The sequence below is a fragment of the uncultured Streptococcus sp. genome, assembly GCF_963528215.1.
Classification (GTDB): Bacteria; Bacillota; Bacilli; order Lactobacillales; family Streptococcaceae; genus Streptococcus.
Map to the genome: position 1 here is coordinate 55,328 of NZ_CAURVL010000010.1, position 19,407 is coordinate 74,734.

The 19,407-nt window shown below is 42.4% G+C and carries 20 protein-coding genes; 15 read left to right on the forward strand and 5 right to left on the reverse strand.

The genetic code is table 11. From position 1 onward, the window contains the following. The first annotated feature begins 31 nt into the window (after window positions 1-31). From prfA to RWS24_RS05990, 8 genes are all read left to right on the forward strand, one after another. Window positions 32-1,111 carry a peptide chain release factor 1 gene (gene prfA / locus RWS24_RS05955; protein WP_002895522.1) on the forward strand — a complete coding sequence of 360 codons (1,080 nt, stop codon included), beginning with the start codon at window positions 32-34 and terminating at the stop codon, window positions 1,109-1,111. Next, window positions 1,111-1,941 (forward strand): peptide chain release factor N(5)-glutamine methyltransferase, encoded by an 831-nt coding sequence (prmC, locus tag RWS24_RS05960; protein WP_314366105.1) that lies wholly within the window; start codon window positions 1,111-1,113, stop codon window positions 1,939-1,941. The genes prfA and prmC overlap by 1 nt, the downstream gene beginning before the upstream one ends. Continuing rightward, window positions 1,934-2,524 (forward strand): L-threonylcarbamoyladenylate synthase, encoded by a 591-nt coding sequence (locus RWS24_RS05965; RefSeq protein ID WP_314366106.1) that lies wholly within the window; start codon window positions 1,934-1,936, stop codon window positions 2,522-2,524. Before prmC ends, RWS24_RS05965 begins: the two co-directional genes overlap by 8 nt. Window positions 2,525-2,571: 47 nt before the next feature. Beyond that, complete coding sequence (gene glyA, locus RWS24_RS05970) at window positions 2,572-3,834, forward strand: serine hydroxymethyltransferase (protein ID WP_314366107.1); 1,263 nt, start codon at window positions 2,572-2,574, stop codon at window positions 3,832-3,834. A 1-nt stretch (window position 3,835) separates the two neighbouring features. Beyond that, the gene (locus RWS24_RS05975; protein WP_002897580.1) at window positions 3,836-4,810 is read left to right on the forward strand and encodes a nucleoid-associated protein; all 975 of its coding nucleotides are present in this window, start codon (window positions 3,836-3,838) and stop codon (window positions 4,808-4,810) included. Next, the gene (locus RWS24_RS05980; protein ID WP_002915229.1) at window positions 4,810-5,412 is read left to right on the forward strand and encodes a lysozyme family protein; all 603 of its coding nucleotides are present in this window, start codon (window positions 4,810-4,812) and stop codon (window positions 5,410-5,412) included. The genes RWS24_RS05975 and RWS24_RS05980 overlap by 1 nt, the downstream gene beginning before the upstream one ends. 114 nt (window positions 5,413-5,526) lie before the next feature. After that, window positions 5,527-6,381, forward strand: a complete 855-nt coding sequence (locus RWS24_RS05985) for an alpha/beta hydrolase (protein WP_314366108.1) — start codon at window positions 5,527-5,529, stop codon at window positions 6,379-6,381. A gap of 276 nt (window positions 6,382-6,657) precedes the next feature. Next, window positions 6,658-7,638 carry a DUF1002 domain-containing protein gene (locus tag RWS24_RS05990; protein WP_314366109.1) on the forward strand — a complete coding sequence of 327 codons (981 nt, stop codon included), beginning with the start codon at window positions 6,658-6,660 and terminating at the stop codon, window positions 7,636-7,638. Window positions 7,639-7,725: 87 nt separating this feature from the next. On the opposite strand, the gene guaA is transcribed toward RWS24_RS05990, so the two are convergent. Continuing rightward, complete coding sequence (guaA, locus tag RWS24_RS05995; RefSeq protein ID WP_314366110.1) at window positions 7,726-9,288, reverse strand: glutamine-hydrolyzing GMP synthase; 1,563 nt, start codon at window positions 9,286-9,288, stop codon at window positions 7,726-7,728. A 323-nt stretch (window positions 9,289-9,611) separates the two neighbouring features. Between guaA and RWS24_RS06000 the strand changes: the two genes are divergently transcribed. The 7 genes from RWS24_RS06000 to xerS all read left to right on the forward strand — a co-directional run bounded on the left by RWS24_RS06000 (window position 9,612) and on the right by xerS (window position 15,173). After that, window positions 9,612-10,310 (forward strand): GntR family transcriptional regulator, encoded by a 699-nt coding sequence (locus tag RWS24_RS06000; protein ID WP_002909746.1) that lies wholly within the window; start codon window positions 9,612-9,614, stop codon window positions 10,308-10,310. 152 nt (window positions 10,311-10,462) lie between these two features. Then, complete coding sequence (locus RWS24_RS06005) at window positions 10,463-10,795, forward strand: putative DNA-binding protein (RefSeq protein WP_032907526.1); 333 nt, start codon at window positions 10,463-10,465, stop codon at window positions 10,793-10,795. Window positions 10,796-10,799: 4 nt separating this feature from the next. After that, window positions 10,800-11,015 (forward strand): hypothetical protein, encoded by a 216-nt coding sequence (locus tag RWS24_RS06010; protein WP_004191299.1) that lies wholly within the window; start codon window positions 10,800-10,802, stop codon window positions 11,013-11,015. Between the two features lie 28 nt (window positions 11,016-11,043). Then, complete coding sequence (ffh, locus tag RWS24_RS06015) at window positions 11,044-12,540, forward strand: signal recognition particle protein (RefSeq protein WP_314366111.1); 1,497 nt, start codon at window positions 11,044-11,046, stop codon at window positions 12,538-12,540. Between the two features lie 72 nt (window positions 12,541-12,612). After that, window positions 12,613-13,413 carry an alpha/beta hydrolase gene (locus RWS24_RS06020; RefSeq protein ID WP_314366112.1) on the forward strand — a complete coding sequence of 267 codons (801 nt, stop codon included), beginning with the start codon at window positions 12,613-12,615 and terminating at the stop codon, window positions 13,411-13,413. Window positions 13,414-13,465: 52 nt separating this feature from the next. Beyond that, window positions 13,466-13,909, forward strand: coding sequence for a MepB family protein (locus RWS24_RS06025; RefSeq protein ID WP_314366113.1), 444 nt, complete (start codon window positions 13,466-13,468; stop codon window positions 13,907-13,909). A gap of 193 nt (window positions 13,910-14,102) precedes the next feature. Next, the gene (gene xerS / locus RWS24_RS06030; protein WP_314366114.1) at window positions 14,103-15,173 is read left to right on the forward strand and encodes a tyrosine recombinase XerS; all 1,071 of its coding nucleotides are present in this window, start codon (window positions 14,103-14,105) and stop codon (window positions 15,171-15,173) included. 86 nt (window positions 15,174-15,259) lie between these two features. On the opposite strand, the gene RWS24_RS06035 is transcribed toward xerS, so the two are convergent. The 4 genes from RWS24_RS06035 to RWS24_RS06050 all read right to left on the reverse strand — a co-directional run. Continuing rightward, on the reverse strand, window positions 15,260-15,898 hold the full coding sequence (locus RWS24_RS06035; RefSeq protein ID WP_314366115.1) for a hypothetical protein: 639 nt from the start codon (window positions 15,896-15,898) through the stop codon (window positions 15,260-15,262). 165 nt (window positions 15,899-16,063) lie between these two features. Continuing rightward, window positions 16,064-17,053 carry a lipoate--protein ligase gene (locus RWS24_RS06040; protein ID WP_002895497.1) on the reverse strand — a complete coding sequence of 330 codons (990 nt, stop codon included), beginning with the start codon at window positions 17,051-17,053 and terminating at the stop codon, window positions 16,064-16,066. Between the two features lie 66 nt (window positions 17,054-17,119). Next, window positions 17,120-18,823, reverse strand: a complete 1,704-nt coding sequence (gene lpdA / locus RWS24_RS06045; RefSeq protein WP_314366116.1) for a dihydrolipoyl dehydrogenase — start codon at window positions 18,821-18,823, stop codon at window positions 17,120-17,122. Between the two features lie 78 nt (window positions 18,824-18,901). Continuing rightward, on the reverse strand, window positions 18,902-19,407 hold a 506-nt coding region (locus RWS24_RS06050; protein ID WP_314366117.1), incomplete at its 5' end, for a 2-oxo acid dehydrogenase subunit E2.

Genomic DNA, 19,407 nt, shown 5'->3' on the forward strand with positions numbered 1-19,407 from the left:
ACGATAGAAAAAAGGAGATGATGAAAAATCTATGAACATCTATGAACAGTTACAAGCGGTGGAAGATCGCTACGAAGAACTTGGTGAACTCCTAAGCGACCCTGATGTAGTTAGTGATACCAAGCGTTTTATGGAGCTTTCTAAGGAAGAAGCCAGCACCCGAGATACAGTGACGGCATACCGTGAGTATAAAAAAGTCCTGCAAAACATCACAGACGCTGAAGAAATGATAAAAGACGCCTCTGGTGATGCGGACTTGGAGGAAATGGCCAAGCAAGAACTAAAAGATGCTAAGGCTGAAAAAGAAGAATACGAGGAAAAACTAAAAATCCTTCTTTTACCGAAAGATCCAAATGACGACAAGAATATTATCCTTGAAATCCGCGGAGCTGCAGGAGGAGATGAGGCTCAGTTGTTTGCAGGAGATCTCTTGCAGATGTATCAAAAATATGCTGAAAGCCAAGGCTGGCGCTTCGAAGTTATGGAAGCTTCTTACAATGGTGTAGGTGGGATCAAGGAAGTGGTTGCTATGGTTTCGGGGCAGTCGGTCTACTCAAAGCTTAAGTATGAATCTGGCGCTCACCGCGTACAGCGGGTTCCTGTAACCGAAAGCCAAGGTCGCGTTCACACCTCTACGGCAACTGTCTTGGTTATGCCAGAAATTGAAGAAGTAGAATACGACATTGATCCTAAAGATTTGCGGGTGGACATCTACCACGCTTCAGGTGCCGGCGGACAGAACGTCAATAAGGTTGCAACTGCGGTTCGTATTGTCCATCTGCCAACCAATATCAAGGTCGAAATGCAGGAAGAACGTACCCAGCAGAAGAACCGGGATAAGGCTATGAAAATCATCCGAGCTCGTGTGGCAGACCATTTCGCTCAAATCGCTCAAGATGAGCAGGATGCGGAGCGCAAGTCTACGATTGGTACAGGTGATCGCTCAGAGCGGATTCGTACCTATAATTTCCCACAAAACCGGGTGACAGACCACCGTATCGGATTGACTCTGCAAAAACTGGACACGATTTTAGCCGGCAAACTGGATGAAGTCGTTGATGCTCTGGTTCTCTATGACCAAACACAAAAACTAGAAGAGCTGAATAAATAATGGTAATGGCTCAATATTTGGCGGAGTTAGAGCAGGAGCTAGTAGCAGCAGGAGAAGAAGCGGAAAGTCTGTCTTTCGTTTATCGGGCTCTCAATAAGCTCTCCTTTACCGACTTTGTTCTCAAACTTAGGGCAGAAGTAAGTCAAAAAGACCGTGACCACCTAAAAGCGATTCAAGAGCAGCTGCTTGCTCATAAGCCTGCCCAGTATATCATTGGTAGCAGTGATTTTCACGGTTTGACTCTCAAGGTAGACGAGCGGGTGTTGATTCCAAGGCCTGAGACCGAAGAGCTAGTGGAGCTGATTTTGTCAGAAAATCCTGAAAGTTCTCTGTCTGTCTTGGATATAGGGACTGGTAGCGGAGCCATTGCTCTTGCACTGGCAAACAGCCGTCCAGACTGGCAGATTACTGCTTCTGATCTCTCGGGCCATGCTCTTGCCTTGGCAGCAGAAAACGCTCAGTCTTGCGGCCTTAACCTTGCTTTTGTCCAATCTGATTGCTTGGATGCTATCCAAGGAAAATTTGACATCGTCGTCTCCAACCCACCCTATATTTCAGAAGCAGATAAAGACGAAGTTGGACTTAACGTTCTGACCTCAGAGCCTCATATGGCCCTCTTTGCTGAGGAAGATGGCTATGCTGTCTATCGGAAAATAGCAGGGCAGGCAGGGGAATATCTGACAGCAAAAGGAAAAATCTATCTGGAAATTGGTTACAAGCAAGGAGATGGTGTCAGGGAGTTACTGAAACAATCCTTCCCACACAAACGAATCCGAGTTCTGAAAGATCAATTCGGCAAAGATAGAATGGTGGCGGTTGACAATGGATAAGATAGAAAAGACTCTGGCAGCAGGCGAAGCGGTTGTCTTGCCGACAGAAACTGTTTATGGCCTCTTTGCTCAGGCTTTGAATCAAAAGGCGGTTGAACGAGTCTACGAATTAAAACGAAGACCTCGTGACAAGGCTCTTAATCTCAATGTGGCTAGCTTGGAAGAGATTTATGCCTTTTCCAAGAATCAGCCCAGTTATCTGGAGCAACTCTATCAAACCTTTCTGCCTGGACCGCTGACTATTATCCTCAAAGCCAATGACCGAGTGCCTGCTTGGATAAACTCAGGTATGGAAACTGTGGGCTTTCGGATTCCTAAACATCCAGTTACCCTGGACTTGATTAGCAAGTACGGTCCCTTGATTGGTCCATCCGCCAATCTTTCTGGAAAAGCCAGTGGAACTTCTTTCCAGCAGATTATGATGGATTTTCAAGAGGAGGTCTCAGGGCTAGAAGATGATGCATCCTTGACAGGTCAGGATTCAACTATTCTAGACTTGTCTGGAGAAAAGGCACTTATTCTACGCCAAGGGGCAATCACTCGCGAGGATATTCTCGCCCAAGTAAATGATATAAAATTTTAACTTTTAGGACCTAAGGTCCTATTTTCGCAAAAGAAGGGAGACACCTTATGATTTTTGACCAAGAAGACTACAAAGCATTTGACCCAGAGATTTGGGAAGCAGTTGCTAAAGAAGAAGAACGTCAGCAGCATAATATTGAGCTGATTGCTTCAGAAAATGTCGTTTCTAAAGCTGTCATGGCTGCTCAAGGTTCTATTTTAACCAATAAGTACGCTGAAGGCTATCCTGGTCGCCGTTACTATGGTGGGACAGATGTAGTGGATGTGATTGAGAGACTGGCAATTGAACGCGCCAAGGAAATCTTTGGTGCCAAGTTTGCTAATGTTCAGCCTCACTCAGGCAGCCAGGCTAATTGTGCAGCTTATATGGCTTTGATTGAGCCAGGTGATACTGTTATGGGTATGGATTTGTCTGCCGGCGGCCACTTGACTCATGGTGCATCAGTCAGCTTCTCTGGTCAAACCTATAATTTTGTATCCTATAGTGTTGATCCGGAAACAGAATTGCTGGACTTTGATGCAATCCTCCAGCAAGCCAAAGAGGTTCAGCCTAAGCTGATTGTGGCGGGGGCTTCAGCCTACTCTCATATCATTGACTTCTCAAAATTCCGTGAAATCGCTGATGCGGTAGGTGCTAAGCTTATGGTAGATATGGCTCACATTGCTGGTTTGGTTGCTGCAGGTCTCCATCCGAGCCCTGTGCCTTATGCGGATATCACAACAACAACGACCCACAAGACCTTACGTGGTCCTCGCGGTGGCTTGATTTTGACAAATGATGAAGACCTAGCTAAGAAAATTAACTCAGCTATCTTCCCAGGCATTCAAGGCGGACCATTGGAGCATGTCATTGCAGCCAAAGCAGTTGCCTTTAAAGAAGTACTTGACCCAGCTTTCAAGGTTTATGCTCAGCAGATTTTGGACAATGCCCAAGCAATGGCGCAAGTCTTCCGTCAGCATGACAAGTTCCGTGTGATTTCTGACGGTACTGAAAATCACCTTTTCTTGGTGGATGTCACTAAAGTTGTAGAAAATGGGAAAGTAGCTCAAAATCTCTTGGATGAGGTTAATATCACGCTTAATAAAAACTCCATCCCTTACGAAACTTTGTCACCGTTTAAGACTAGCGGCATTCGTATCGGCACAGCAGCTATTGCAGCTCGAGGCTTTGGTGTAACAGAAAGTATCAAGGTAGCAGAGCTTATTATCAAGGCTCTGGAAAACGCTGAAAACGAAGCGGTGCTAAATCAGGTGCGGGCAGAAGTTCGCGAATTGACGGACGCTTTTCCACTCTATGAGGGCTTGAACTAAGATGGATATTTACGTAAAAAAAGCGATTATTCATCAATTCAGCCCAGCTGATACCGAACTACTGCTGGCGGATAAGTTTCTCAACATTACTCCCAAGATTGAAGAATACCTGCGCAAGAAGATTGAACGGGTCTATTCTGACGATGCTAAAACAGGTGTTTTCGATCCCGAAAATGTCTTTTTAGCTCAGCTTTCAGATGACCTACTGGAAACATCAGTGACAGTTGCCAAGCTCTGGCAGGAGGAGTTTTCAGTCAGTGAAAATCAGAAAACCAATGATCTGATTTTTGTCCAGTTTGACAAAGAGGGTGTGGAACACTTTGCTTTTCTGCGGATTGCTCTGCGGGAAACTCTGACCCACTTAGGTGGCGAGGTGGACAATCCTATCAAGCTGACGCAGAACAATCTGCCTGGCTTTGGTACGGGTGCGGACGAGGCTTTGGTCATCAATCTCAAATCTCGCAAGTACCATCTGATTGAAAAGCGCATCAAGTATAACGGTGCCTTTCTCAATTATATGTCAGATAATCTCTTGCAGGTCAATCCGACAATCTCAGCTAAGAAATCAATCAAAGCTCTAGAGAAGACAGCTCAGAAGGTTGCCGAAAGTTTTAACAAAGACGATTTTCAGTTCCAGTCCAAGGTCAAATCCAGTATTTTCAAAAATCTGGAAGAAAATGACGAACTGTCGCCTGAGAAGTTGGCCGATGATCTTTTTGACAGCAATCTGACTGCCCGACTTACCTTTATTGACCAAGTCAAGGAAGCTATTCCAGAGCCAGTCAAGTTTGATGAGATTGACAGCAGCCGCCAGAAGAAAAAGTTCGAAAATCAGAAACTCTCCCTTTCAAATGGAATTGAGCTCATCGTTCCTAATAATGTCTATCAGGACGCAGAGTCGGTAGAATTTATCCAGAACGATAACGGGACCTATTCTATTTTGATTAAGAACATCGAGGATATCCAAAATAAATAATGTTTAAATTTCTAAGAAGACTGATTTTAGTCCTTTTCGTGCTCTTTGCTGGCTACAAGATTTATCAGGTTCATCATGATGTCAAGCAGGTCATGAAGTATCAGACATTGGTCAGAGAAGTGCTTGATGAGCAGGACACAGCGGCCAATGAAGAATTGGTGCTGGCCATGATTTATACAGAGACCAAGGGAAAAGACACCGATGTCATGCAGTCCAGTGAAAGCGCAACTGGTCAGACTAATGCCATCACGGATAACAAAGAAAGTATTCGCCAAGGAGTTCAGACCTTGTCTGATAACCTAGAGTTAGCTAGCGAGAAAAAGGTGGATGTTTGGACAGCAGTACAAGCCTATAATTTCGGTCAGGCTTATATCGACTACGTTGCTAAAAACGGTGGCGAAAATACGCTGGAGCTGGCTAAAAAATATTCCAAAGATGTAGTAGCACCAAGCTTAGGAAATGTAACTGGCAAGACCTACGGCTACTATAACCTGATTTCAATTTTCCACGGGCCAGAACTCTATATCAACGGCGGTAATTATTATTATTCTCGTCAGGTCAAGATGAACATGCACATCATGCGCCTCTTAAAATGGTTTTAGAAAGAAGTTTTCAAGCTTCTTTCTTTTTTGATAGTGGAGTAATAATCCAGATATTTGTAACCACGATGGATACATGGTATAATTTTGTACATCTATCATAAAAAGGAATGAAAAATGAACAAGAAACTCGGTTTTAAGCTCCTCATTCTGGTTTTAGTGACAATTGCCGGTCTAACAGCTTTTTACAACCACAAAGAAGCCACTAGCCTCAATACAAAATACTATGTGCAGTCAACAACGCCGACCTTGTTTTTCCATGGTTTTGGATCCAGCTCTAATGCTGAAAATCATATGACAGAGGCTGCCAAAAAGGCTGGCGTCACTCAGACAATTATCACAGCAAATGTCAGTAAAAATGGGCAAGTAAGCTTATTAGGAGAGATACCGAAAGGTGCTATCAATCCCATTATTAAAGTAAACTACGAAGATAACCGCAATGCCGACTATGCTCAAGATGGCAAATATGCAGCAGCTGTGATTCGTAAGTTACAAGAAACTTATGGCTTTGATAAGATGAATCTGGTAGGCCATTCGATGGGGAATATGTCTATCCTCTTTTATATGTTGGAGAACGGTCAGGATGAAAATCTTCCTCAGTTGCAAAAGCAGGTCAATATTGCCAACCATGTTAACGGTCTGGAAAGAAGGGACTTGCCTGAAGATTTGACAATTCTAGACGACCAAACTGGCCAGCCTAGTGCTATGAGCCAGACTTATCAAAATCTACTGGGATTACGAGAAATCTATCCGCAAGAGCAAGTAGATGTTCTGAACATTTACGGTGATTTTAAAAATGAATCCGACGGTTCTGTCCTCAATATTTCTTCTCGCAGCCTCAAATATCTCCTAGTTGAAAATGCCAAATCTTACCAGGAAAAGAAAATCACAGGTCAGTTGGCTCAGCACAGCCAATTGCATGAGAATCCAGAAGTAGATGAATTACTAATCGACTTCCTTTGGAAAAAGTAGAAAAGAGCAGTTACTGGCTAGCAAATCCAGTGACTGTTTTTTCTTTGAACTTCTTTGAGAAATGTTGTAAAATGTATCTATTATCTCAAGCCCTCAATGGATGAGATAATAATAACTCCATCATTGCAGCAACTCAACTGAAGCACTCTGAAAACCAAATGGAGCAGAATTTATAAGCTCAAGAAACAGAAATTAGAGGCAGTCAGATAGAAAGTTTACTGTATAAAACAGTTATAGAATTTGGGAAACTATAGCGGGAGGAAAAGAGGAAAAAATATGAAATTCAAAAAAACTTTAATGACAGCAGGAGCCTTGCTGGCTACTCTGTTTACTGTATCGACCGCAGCTGCCGATTCAAATGTTCAGAAAGTCATTGATGAGACTTATGTGCAGCCTGAGTATGTTCTAGGTTACTCCTTAGATGAGAACCAAAAACAGCAGACCTTGCAGATGTTGGGCTACAATTCATCCAGCGACAGCAAGCCACTTAAGACCATGACTCCAGAAGTCTACTCTAAAATCATGGATGTTGCTAATGACCCTAGCCTGCAGCTTTATTCTTCTGTAAAAATCCAGAAGTTAGGCAGCAATAAGCCATTAGAGGTCAAAATTGTCACTCCGCAAAACATCACCAAGGTTACAGAGGATATGTATCGCAATGCGGCCGTAACACTGGGTGTTAAGCACGCGCAGATTACCGTTGCTGCACCGATTCCGGTAACAGGTGAGAGTGCCTTGGCAGGGATTTACTACTCTCTGGAAGATAATGGCGCGACCATTCCTCAGGAAAATAAAAATCTAGCACAGGAAGAACTGGCTGCCCTTTCTGGTATCAATGCTGAAAACACAGGTAAGGAAGGCTATGACGCAGACAAGCTCAACGTAGCTCTGGCTGATATCAAAGCAGCCATCGCCAATGCTAAGAAGAACAACAGCAATCTGACAGCAGATGATGTCCGTAAGATTGTTGAAGAAACCTTGAAAAACTACGGTCTGACTCAGTCAGTGACCAGTGACCAAATTAACCTCATCGTGAATTTTGCTGTCAATCTTTCAAACAGTGGAGTCATTACGGATTCTGACTTTACAAAGACACTTAGTGACTTGAAAGACAGCATTGTTTCAAAGGCAGGGGATACTTTTAACAATATTAACCTTAACTTTGATGCAAACGGCCTCCTTCAAGAAGGTGGTAATTTCTTTTCTAATATCTGGAATGCCATTGTCAACTTCTTTAAAGGATTGTTTGGCGGTTAATTCCAAGACTATATAAAACAAGGCTAGAACATTTTAGTTCTAGCCTTGTTTGTTTCTACAGTTATCATTTAAAATAAGATTTGTTTGTTACTCCCACTCTACAGTTGCAGGTGGTTTGCTGGTGATATCGTAGACGATGCGGTTGACATGGTCTACTTCGTTGACGATACGTACAGAGATTTTTTGCAGAACATCCCAAGGAATCTTGGCAAAGTCAGCTGTCATGCCATCAATAGAAGTGATAGCGCGAATCGCAATTGTGTAGTCGTAAGTCCGGCCGTCGCCCATGACTCCAACAGAACGGACGCCTGTATTAACAGTAAAGTATTGCCAGATGTCGCGGTCAAGACCAGCTTTGGCAATTTCTTCGCGGAGAATAGCATCCGATTCACGGACAGTTTCCAATTTTTCCTCAGTAATTTCTCCCATAACGCGAATAGCAAGTCCTGGTCCTGGGAATGGTTGGCGCCAGACAATTTCATCAGGCATACCAAGCTCTGTACCCAAAGCACGAACTTCGTCCTTATAAAGTGTGTTCAACGGCTCAATCAGCTCAAACTGCATGTCTTCCGGCAGACCACCAACATTGTGGTGAGATTTAATAGTCTGAGCGGTGTCAGTTCCGGACTCGATAACGTCTGTATAGAGCGTTCCTTGAGCCAAGAATTTCACATCTTTCAGTTTGCTAGCTTCGTCGTCAAAGACATAGACAAACTCGTTTCCAATGATTTTACGTTTTTGCTCTGGATCTGAAACACCGGCTAGTTTATCAAGGAAACGTTTAGCTGCGTCTGCCTTGACGATATTCAAACCAAATTTGCCGCCAAGCATATCCATGACCTGATCAGCTTCGCCTTTACGCAAAAGACCATGATCCACAAAGATACAGATTAGTTGATCACCGATTGCTTTCTGCAAGAGAACACCGACGACAGAAGAGTCTACACCACCAGAAAGTCCCAACAGCACCTTCTTGTCACCAACGGTTTGGCGGATTTTTTGAATTTCCATGTCAATGAAGTTATCCATAGACCAGTCACCTTTGGCTCCACAAATATTAAGAGCAAAGTTTCGAAGAATATCATAGCCAAACTCCGAATGACGAACCTCAGGGTGGAACTGAATGCCGTAGATTTTCTTAGCAGAATTTTCAATTGCTGCAAAAGGACAGTCAGCAGAAGTACCAGTACGAACAAAGTCAGCAGGAATTTCTGTTACTGCATCTCCATGGCTCATAAGAACTAGCTGGCTTTCAGGTGTTCCGTTGAAAAGGCTGGAGTTGGCAGTATGTGACAGAGTTGACTGCCCATATTCTCGATTTCCAGCATGACCAGCAGGGACAACCTTGCCGCCCAGCTTGTGAGTCAACAGTTGCATACCATAGCAGATCCCCAAAACTGGGATTCCCAACTCGAAAATTTCCGGGTCAATATCAAAGGAGCCATCTTCATATACAGAATTCGGACCGCCTGAAAGGATAATCCCGACAGGCTGGATAGCACGGACTTCGTCAGCAGTAATCTTGTGGCTCTTGAGCTCAGAAAAAACACCGATTTCACGAATGCGACGTGAAATCAGCTGGTTGTACTGGCTTCCGTAATCAAGCACGATGATCTTTTCGACATCTTGCAATTCAGTTCTAGTTGTCATCTGTTCCCTTTCTTAAAAGAAGTAATCTTTTCCCCTCATTTTATCACAAAAAAGGAATTTTTCCAAGGTAATAAGGAGTAAGGGTGATGAAAAAACGAATATGAGACTTTAGTTTGCTATTATCGTTTGTTTAGACCGACTTGCCATGGACGCCAGTGCTATCTCTGACTAAAATCAAATAAACAAGCTCTTAAAATGTTGATCTTTTTTGAAAAAACAAATGAATTCGTGAGAAAAGGAGCTATTCTTCAATATTTAGTTTGACATTTGAAGTATTTGGTACTAAAATAAAGGAAGGTACCAAATAAGAAAGAAGAGTCAACATGTTGCCCGCATATATCAAAATTCATGATCAGATTAAGAAAGACATTGACGATGCCGTTTGGGAGATTGGGGAGCGCCTGCCCAGCGAGCGTGATCTAGCCGAAACCTTTAAGGTCAGCCGTATGACCCTGCGTCAGGCCATCACGCTCTTGGTTGAGGAGGGAGTGCTGGAGCGTCGGGTTGGTAGTGGAACCTTTGTAGCCAGCACACGTGTTCAGGAGAAAATGCGCGGCACCACCAGCTTCACGGAAATCATGAAAGCACAAGGCAAAACGCCGTCCAGTCAGCTCATTTCTTATCGACGCACTCTGCCGAGTGAGCAGGAAGTGGAAAAGCTAGGCATCCATAAGACAGAAAATGTCATTCGGATGGAGCGGGTTCGCTACGCTGACGATTTGCCAGTGGTCTACGAGGTGGCTTCAATTCCAGAGAAGTTCATTAAGAATTTCAAAAAAGAAGAGGTGACCAGTCATTTCTTCCAGACCTTGCAGGAACATGGCTATAAGATTGGCAAGTCACAGCAGACTATCTATGCTCGGCTGGCTAAGGAAAAAATCGCCAATTACCTCGATATTCCTCGAGGCCATGCTATATTAGGACTGACTCAGATTTCTTACTTTGATGATGGTACAGCTTTTGAATATGTAAAAAGTCAGTATGTTGGCGATCGTTTTGAATTCTATTTGGAAAACAATTAATTATTGCAAAACTCTTAGTTATCACTAAGAGTTTTTTACTTGTCTTTTACACAGAAGAAAAAGCTGATTGAAGTTTTGCAATCTCATATTTCGAGTGTTTATTTCCCTTGTCAGACTAGAGTTTATCATGCTTTTCTGGTATAATGTTTCTTATGGAAATTGAAAAAACAAACCGAATGAATGCTCTTTTTGAGTTTTATGCGGCGCTTTTGACTGACAAGCAGATGAACTATATTGAACTCTACTATGCAGATGATTACAGTCTGGCAGAGATTGCCGAGGAGTTTGGTGTTAGCCGTCAGGCCGTTTATGATAATATCAAACGGACAGAGAAGATTCTGGAAGACTATGAGAAAAAGCTGCACATGTACTCGGACTATATTGTCAGAAGTCAGATATTTGACCAGATTACAGAGAAATACCCTGACGACAGCTATCTGCAGGAGCAGATCGGGATTCTGTCTGGTATTGATAATAGGGAGTGACCATATGGCTAAACAAGTTATCTACAAGGGAATGTCTTGCTGGTTGTTAGAGTTGGAAGAATCTTTTCCTGCCAGGGTACAAATCATCTCCCCTGACGATCTTTCTAAAGCAATGCAAGAAGGCTTCAGCTGCTGGGGCTACCCAAATGAGATTATGAAAGAAGTCTCTGCTGAAGAATACGCTTGTTTAACACGTTTTGGAAAATTTCCACTGAATTGATTGAAATAGAAACTAGGAGAAATAAAAAATGGCATTTGAAAGTTTAACGGAACGTTTGCAGAACGTCTTTAAAAATCTGCGCAGAAAAGGAAAAATCTCGGAGAACGATGTCCAGGAAGCAACCAAAGAGATTCGTCTGGCCCTTTTAGAAGCCGATGTTGCTCTGCCGGTTGTCAAAGACTTTATCAAGAAAGTCCGTGAGCGCGCTGTCGGCCATGAAGTTATCGACACCCTCAATCCAGCGCAACAGATTATCAAGATTGTTGACGAAGAGCTGACAACTATCTTGGGTTCTGATACTGCTGAGATTATCAAGTCACCAAAGATTCCGACTATTATCATGATGGTTGGTCTGCAGGGTGCTGGTAAGACCACCTTTGCTGGAAAGCTTGCTAATAAGCTTAAGAAAGAAGAAAATGCTCGTCCGCTCATGATTGCGGCGGATATTTACCGTCCGGCGGCTATTGATCAGCTGAAAACACTTGGACAGCAAATTGATGTACCTGTCTTTGCTCTGGGGACCGAAGTTCCAGCAGTTGAGATTGTCCGTCAGGGTTTGGAGCAAGCCAAAGCAAACCACAATGACTATGTCCTGATTGATACGGCTGGGCGCCTTCAGATTGACGAAAAGCTCATGCAGGAGCTGTCAGATGTCAAAGCGCTGGCTAATCCGAATGAAATCCTCTTGGTTGTCGATGCCATGATTGGTCAGGAAGCGGCTAATGTCGCTCGAGAATTTAACAGTCAACTGGAAGTGACCGGGGTTATCCTGACTAAGATTGATGGCGATACCCGTGGTGGTGCAGCCCTGTCTGTTCGTCAGATTACTGGTAAGCCTATTAAATTTACTGGTACCGGTGAAAAAATAACTGATATTGAAACCTTCCACCCAGACCGTATGTCCAGCCGGATTCTGGGCATGGGGGACATGCTGACTCTGATTGAAAAAGCCTCTCAGGAATACGATGAGAAAAAATCGCTTGAAATGGCTGAAAAGATGCGGGAAAACACCTTTGATTTCAATGACTTCATTGATCAGCTGGATCAGGTACAAGGCATGGGACCTATGGAAGACTTGCTCAAGCTGATTCCAGGTATGGCCAATAATCCTGCCCTCAAGAATATCAAAGTGGACGAGAAAGAAATTGCCCGCAAGCGTGCCATTGTATCCTCTATGACACCGGCTGAGCGTGAAAACCCTGACTTGCTGAGTCCTAGCCGTCGCCGGCGAATTGCCAATGGTTCGGGTAACAGCTTCGTTGATGTTAATAAATTTATCAAAGACTTCAATCAAGCTAAACAGATGATGCAGGGCGTTCTGTCAGGCGATATGAGCAAGATGATGAAGCAAATGGGGCTCAATCCAAACAATATGCCTAAGAACATGCCTGGTGGCGGAGGAATGCCGGATATGAGCCAAATGTTTGGCGGCGGTCTCAAGGGTAAGGCCGGAGAGTTTCTAATGCGCCGCAGCATGAACAAAATGGCTAAGCAAATGAAGAAAAACAAGAAGAAGCGGAAGTAATAACAAAAAAACAAGTCGCATAACTAAGTTTTATGTGGCTTGTTTTTGGAAATATCAGATACGGAGACTAGAATGAAGCCTTTTTTGACTCAATTGATTCATCGACTTGCTAAAACCTTTCAAAAATTATTGAATAAGCTGCCTTCCCACCCTATTTCTCATCTACCTGCCAGCAAGGTCAAAATGAGTCCTATTATCATGATTCCTGGTAGTTCTGCCACGGAAAATCGCTTTAATCGAATGGTTAAAATGCTAAACCGCAATCAGCATCCACATCATAACCTAGTCCGTATTAAAATCTGGAATGACGGACACATGACTTATCGGGGGCATTTGAAGCGTAAGGACAGAAACCCCATTTTTGTGGTTGGTTTTCAGAATAATCGTGATGGATATGAAAACATCAAGCAGCAGGCGGCAATGTTTGACGCTGCCTTGACTGTTTTGCGAAACAAGTACTCTTTTAACAGTTTTAAGGCGCTGGGACATTCTAATGGTGGTCTAGTTTATACAGTATTTCTGCAGCAATACCTAGCAAATCATTCCGGACTTGAGATGGAAAAACTCCTGACTATTGGCAGTCCTTATAATCTGAACAAGAAGAATCTCAATCATCGAGTTGATATGTTAGATGACTTTGTAGCCAACCAAGAAAAACTTCCTAAGAAGCTTCAGCATTTGTCGATTTTGGGAATCTTTTTCCGAGATGGTGACGGAATTGTTCATAAAAGCAGTGTAGAGGCTGGGAGCTTGATTTACAAAGGAAAGATTGCTTCACACAGAGAGGTAATCATTACAGGCAAGGATGCACACCATTCTTCCTTGCCGCAAAATGAACAGGTAGTTGATTTGATTAAAGGATTTTTATTCTAGTAATTATTTTACATAATTTAATTTGGTAAAAAATTAGAAAGGCGATAAAACAATGAAAATGACAGACATTCTTCATAGGTATTATGGTGACTTTGATCTGATAAATGAAAAATGGAATGAAGACTATGAAAGTATTTTGATTAAGCCAAAGGATGATCAAGAATATAAAAGATGCCGTTTGGCAAAGAAGACACCTAAAAAAGAAGGCTACTTTACAGTCTTTTGGAAAAAAGACCAAGACAATAAGAACATTCCATATACTGATAAAGACTTAGGTGATGAACTGGTAATTGTCGTTATCGACGACCGTCATTGCGGTATATTTATCATTCCCAAAGAGGAGGCTATCAGTAAAAAAATTCTTTCTACAAAGGATTGTAAAGGAAAGATGGCTATGCGGTTTTATCCGTCCTGGTGCACACATTTAAATAAAACAGCTCAGGCAACACAAAAATGGCAACTGGATTATTTTCAAAAAATTAAATTAGAAGAATAAGTTTTAGTGAAACAAGACAGAGTTTAGTTTTTGAATTTCTCAATTCTGTCTTGTTTTTATTATTTCTATTATCTGTTTTGTAGTAAAGTTAGATTGCTTACCTCCCTCTATCATTTTTCCGAAAAACTATAATTTTCTTGAAAAATATATCTAGATATGCTATACTACTATTATAGAAAAACGGAGAAATATAATGAGACGTGAACTGTTATTAGAAAGAATTGATAAACTCAAAGCCACTATGCCCTGGTACATCCTGGAATATTACCAGTCTAAGCTGGCAGTACCTTATAGTTTTACAACCTTATACGAATATCTCAAAGAATATGATCGCTTTTTTAACTGGGTGCTAGAATCTGGTATCACAGATGCTTCTCAAATTGCTGAGATTCCTCTCTCGGTCTTGGAAAACATGAGCAAGAAAGACATGGAGGCCTTTATTCTTTATCTGCGAGAGCGGCCGCTTCTCAATGCTAACACAACCCAAAACGGTGTTTCCCAGACAACCATCAACCGGACTCTGTCGGCTTTGTCCAGCCTCTACAAATATTTGACTGAGGAAGTTGAAAACGAGCAGGGTGAGCCCTACTTCTATCGAAATGTGATGAAAAAGATTTCTACTAAGAAGAAAAAGGAAACCTTGGCTGCTCGTGCAGAGAATATTAAGCAGAAGCTCTTTTTAGAGGATGAGACGGAAGAATTTCTCCAGTATATTGATACGGAGTACCCTAAGAAGCTCTCTAATCGCGCCCTGTCCTCCTTCAACAAAAACAAGGAACGTGATCTAGCCATCATTGCCTTGCTACTAGCCTCTGGCGTTCGTCTGTCTGAAGCTGTTAATCTGGATCTGAAAGACATCAATCTCAAAATGATGGTCATTGAAGTGACAAGAAAAGGCGGAAAAAGGGACTCTGTCAATGTTGCTGCTTTTGCCAAGTCCTATTTAGAGGAGTACCTGAGTATTCGAAGCAAACGATACAAGGCCGAAAAGACGGATACAGCCTTCTTTTTGACTGAATACCGAGGCACTCCGAATCGAATCGATGCTTCCAGTGTTGAAAAAATGGTGGCCAAGTATTCTGAGGGCTTCAAGGTGCGAGTGACGCCTCACAAACTCCGCCACACACTTGCTACACGTTTATACGATGCAACCAAATCTCAAGTTCTCGTCAGCCACCAGCTAGGGCATGCTAGCACTCAGGTAACAGACCTCTACACCCACATTGTCAATGATGAGCAAAAGAACGCTTTGGATAAATTATGATATTACATAATTTAAAATATGTAATTAACAGAATGACAATAATAACAAAAGAGCGAAAATCTAGTTTAGATGCTTCACTCTTTCTTTTATATAAACTCAATCCAATAATTTCGATGCGGTTCAACAATCAGCGGCTTGCCCCAGAAATGCTTGAGATGTTCAAGGTTTGCTGCTGTGACAGGTCGATTTTTGGCATTGTACTTTTCGGCGCTTTCTCTAGTTAGGAAACATTTGACTGCTTCGTAGGAGCCTTCTGCTGTTTCTCTATTCAATCCTTCGAAGCTAATTTCATCGCCTGGCTGAGGATTGTCCATGAAGAGTTTTCCGATAAAATAGACCGTCTTACTCTTCATCAAATCGTAAGCCTTGATATTCTCTATCCGGTTATTAGCTGCTGCAAACATGATGCAAAAGCTGTCGACAAGGTCCTTCAAGGGCATCAGATCTTCCTTGGGAACGAAGACATCTACCATGTAGAGCCCGCCCATGACTAGGTTTTGGAAAGAAGGTTGCTGAATCACATTATCTAACGCCATGCCAAGCGGTAATTTCACGGCTTGATAACCTGATTTTTCAAATTCTTCTTTCTTTTTCTCATAATCTTCTTCAGATATGCTAACATAAAAGTTGTCTGGATTAGGAGATGGTTTTTTCTTCAGAAAAGCTACAACTGTGCGGTCCAACTGCTCAAACAGACCAAGGCTTTCTACTGGGACTTTCTGCATCAAGACACCTCTTTCTCTGATTCCCTATCATTTTATCATATCTAGTAGATAAAGCCCAGAAAAAACTAGCTGGTTAAGGAAACGTAAGAATGTTGTTGATTTGAAATATATCGTTTACATGAAAAACCAAACTCTTCGAGAGCTTGGTTTTCTTTATGTCATATTTTAACCAACGATAGCTTCGGCAATTTCTTCTCTGCTGATTCCAGCAAAGTAGCGGCTAATATCAATCGTTTCAAGAGCTTTCAGAACATCTTCACGTTCGTATTTAACACCGCGCAGTACATCTTCTACTGCTGCTACATCCTCAATACCAAAGAAGTCTCCATAGATTTTAATATCCTGAATCTTGGATTCAACAACATTGGCAAAGATTTCTACCTTACCGCTGGTAAACTTAGTGCCACGGCGCACATTGTATTCAGGCGATTTACCGTAGTTCCAGTCCCAAGTTCCAAACTTGCTATCTCTGATTTGCTTGATTTCTTCTAGTTCTTTCTCAGAGAAGACATATTCTGTCATTTCTGGATATTCTTTCTTCATGTAATCTAGAAGCAGATCGCGGAATTCTTCGACAGTAATCTTTTCCGGCAATTCATTGACAATATTTGTCACGCGAGCACGGACGGATTTGACACCTTTGGACTCGAACTTGTCTTTAGAAACCTTAAGAGCATTGGCTAAGACAGACAAATCAACATCAAAGAGCAGGCAACCATGGTGCATGATACGGCCATTAATATAAGCCTGCGCATTGCCACAGAACTTCTTGCCATCAATCTCTAGGTCATTACGACCAGTGAATTCAGCCTTTACACCAAGCTCTGCCAGGGTATTGATTACTGGTGTAGAAAAACTCTTAAAGTCAAAGGCTCTATCTTCACTTTCCTTAGAGATAATGGTGTAGTTGAGGTTGTTTAAATCGTGATAAACAGCTCCACCACCACTGATGCGACGCACGACCTCAATGCCATGCTCACGAACATAATCACGGTTGATCTCTTCAATAGTGTTTTGGTGGCGGCCAACAATGATAGATGGTTTGTTAATCCACAGCAGGAAAATTTCATCCTCATCCAAGAGGTGTTTGAAAGCATATTCTTCCAGAGCAATATTAAAAGCTGTATCATTTGAGTAGTTAACAATATATTTCATAAGCTACCTCTTTATACGATAGAGACTGGAACGATGATTTATGCCCAGTCTAATCTATCTTTTAAATTATTTTTTCTTAGGTGAGTGAACTGCCAATCCCAGTACGTCCGCAAATGCTTCGTACATAACTTCTGAGAAGGTTGGATGACCGTGAATGGTCTTAAGCATTTCTTCTACGGTGATTTCCATTTCGATGATGGTGGATGCTTCGTTAATCAATTCTGCTGCGGCAGGACCAATGATATGAACACCGAGCACTTCACCATACTTCTTGTCAGCAATGACTTTAACGAAGCCTTGAGCTGCGTCTGAAGCAATAGCACGGCCGTTAGCAGCGAAGTTAAACTTACCAATTGCTACATCGTATTTCTCACGAGCTTGCTCTTCTGTCAAACCAACTGCTGCTACTTCTGGCAGGGTGTAGATAGCTGCAGGTGTCAGATTGAGTTTAGCAACATGGTGGTTACCTTTCAGAGCATTTTCAGCAGCCACTTCACCCATACGGAAGGCTGCGTGAGCCAGCATCTTAGTACCATTGATATCACCTGGTGCGTAAATACCTGAAACAGAAGTTTCCATGTACTCATTGACCTTGATACGGCCACGATCCAGTTCGAACTCAACCTCGCCAATGCCTTCTAAGTCTGGCACGCGTCCGATAGAAAGCAGGGCCTTATCTGCTAGAATATCTTCCTTTCCTTCAACTTTGATACGAAGTTTGCCGTTTTCTTCGATGATTTCTTCCAACTTGGTTTCAGTTAGAATTGTCATACCCTTGCGCTCCAAGATGAGGCGAAGGTTTTTAGAAACTTCCGCATCCATAGCTGGGACGATACGATCCATCATTTCAATGACAGTGACTTTTGAGCCAAATGTCATGAAGGCTTGTCCAAGTTCAATACCGACAACACCACCGCCGATAATTACTAGATTTTCTGGCACTTCGTTCATTTCCAGAATATCATCGCTGGTCATAACAAGAGATGATTCCATACCAGGAACATTGATCTTGCTGACTTTGGAACCACCAGCAAGGATGATTTTCTTGGTTTCAAGCAATTCTGAACCATTAACCAAAACATTCTTGTCTTTAGTAATGGTACCAATTCCTTTATGAACATCTACGCCATAGCTGCGAAGAAGTCCAGCAACACCGCCAACAAGCGTATTAACAACCTTGTTTTTAGTTTCAAGAACCTTGTCCATGTCCACTGAGAAGCTTGGATTTTCGATGATGATACCTCGATTAGCAGCGTGACCAAGGTTTTCAATGATTTCCGCATTGTGCAAGTAAGTCTTGGTAGGAATACAGCCACGGTTCAAGCAGGTTCCGCCTAGCTCAGACTTCTCAACCAAAGCAATCTTGCCACCCAGCTGAGCGGCTTTGATAGCCGCTACATAACCAGCAGGTCCGCCACCGATAACAACGATATCGTAAGCATCATCACTCTTATCATCATCTGAATTTGCCGCTGCAGCAGGAGCTGGAGTTTCCGCAGGTGCAGTTCCACCAGCAGTTGGAATGTTTTCTCCTTCTTCTCCCAAGTAACCGATGACTTCCGTAACTGGAACAGTTTCACCGTCACCTTTGAGAATGGCAATCAGGTAGCCATCTTCTTCAGCTTCCAATTCCATGCTGACCTTGTCAGTCATGATTTCCAGAAGGATTTCTCCTTCTTTGACAAATTCGCCGACTTTCTTATTCCATTGGACAATTTGCCCTTCGGTCATATCCACGCCGGCTTTTGGCATAATTACTTCTAAAGCCATTTTTCTTTCCTTTTCTAATTTAATTTTTCATTTGCTGAGTGCTTCTTCGCTTTTTAGAATAGCAAAGAAAATAAAATCTTATACCAACATTGAAATTGGATCTTCAATCAAAGCCTTCAAATCCTTCATAAACTTAGCTCCAGCCATTCCATCAACTACACGGTGGTCAATGGTCAATCCCAGACTCATAATTGGACGGATAACAATTTCGCCATTAACAACGACAGGTTTCTCAACCGTTGAGCTAACTCCGAGAATAGCTGAGTTTGGTTGGTTGATAATTGGCCCAAAGGACTGAACACCAAACATTCCCAAGTTACTGATTGTAAATGTTGAATTTTGAAGTTCACTTGGAGCCAATTTACCATCTAAGGTACGACCAATCACATTCTTAAAGGCTACAACCAACTCTGACAAGCTCATTTTTTCAGCATTATAGACAACAGGTGTCATCAATCCGTTATCCATACCAACTGCCATCGCAAGGTTGACATAGTTGTGAGTGATAATGGTCTTGCCATCTTCTGTCAATGAAGCGTTGATGTATGGGTGTTTCATAAGAGTCTTAACAACTGCAAGTGAAA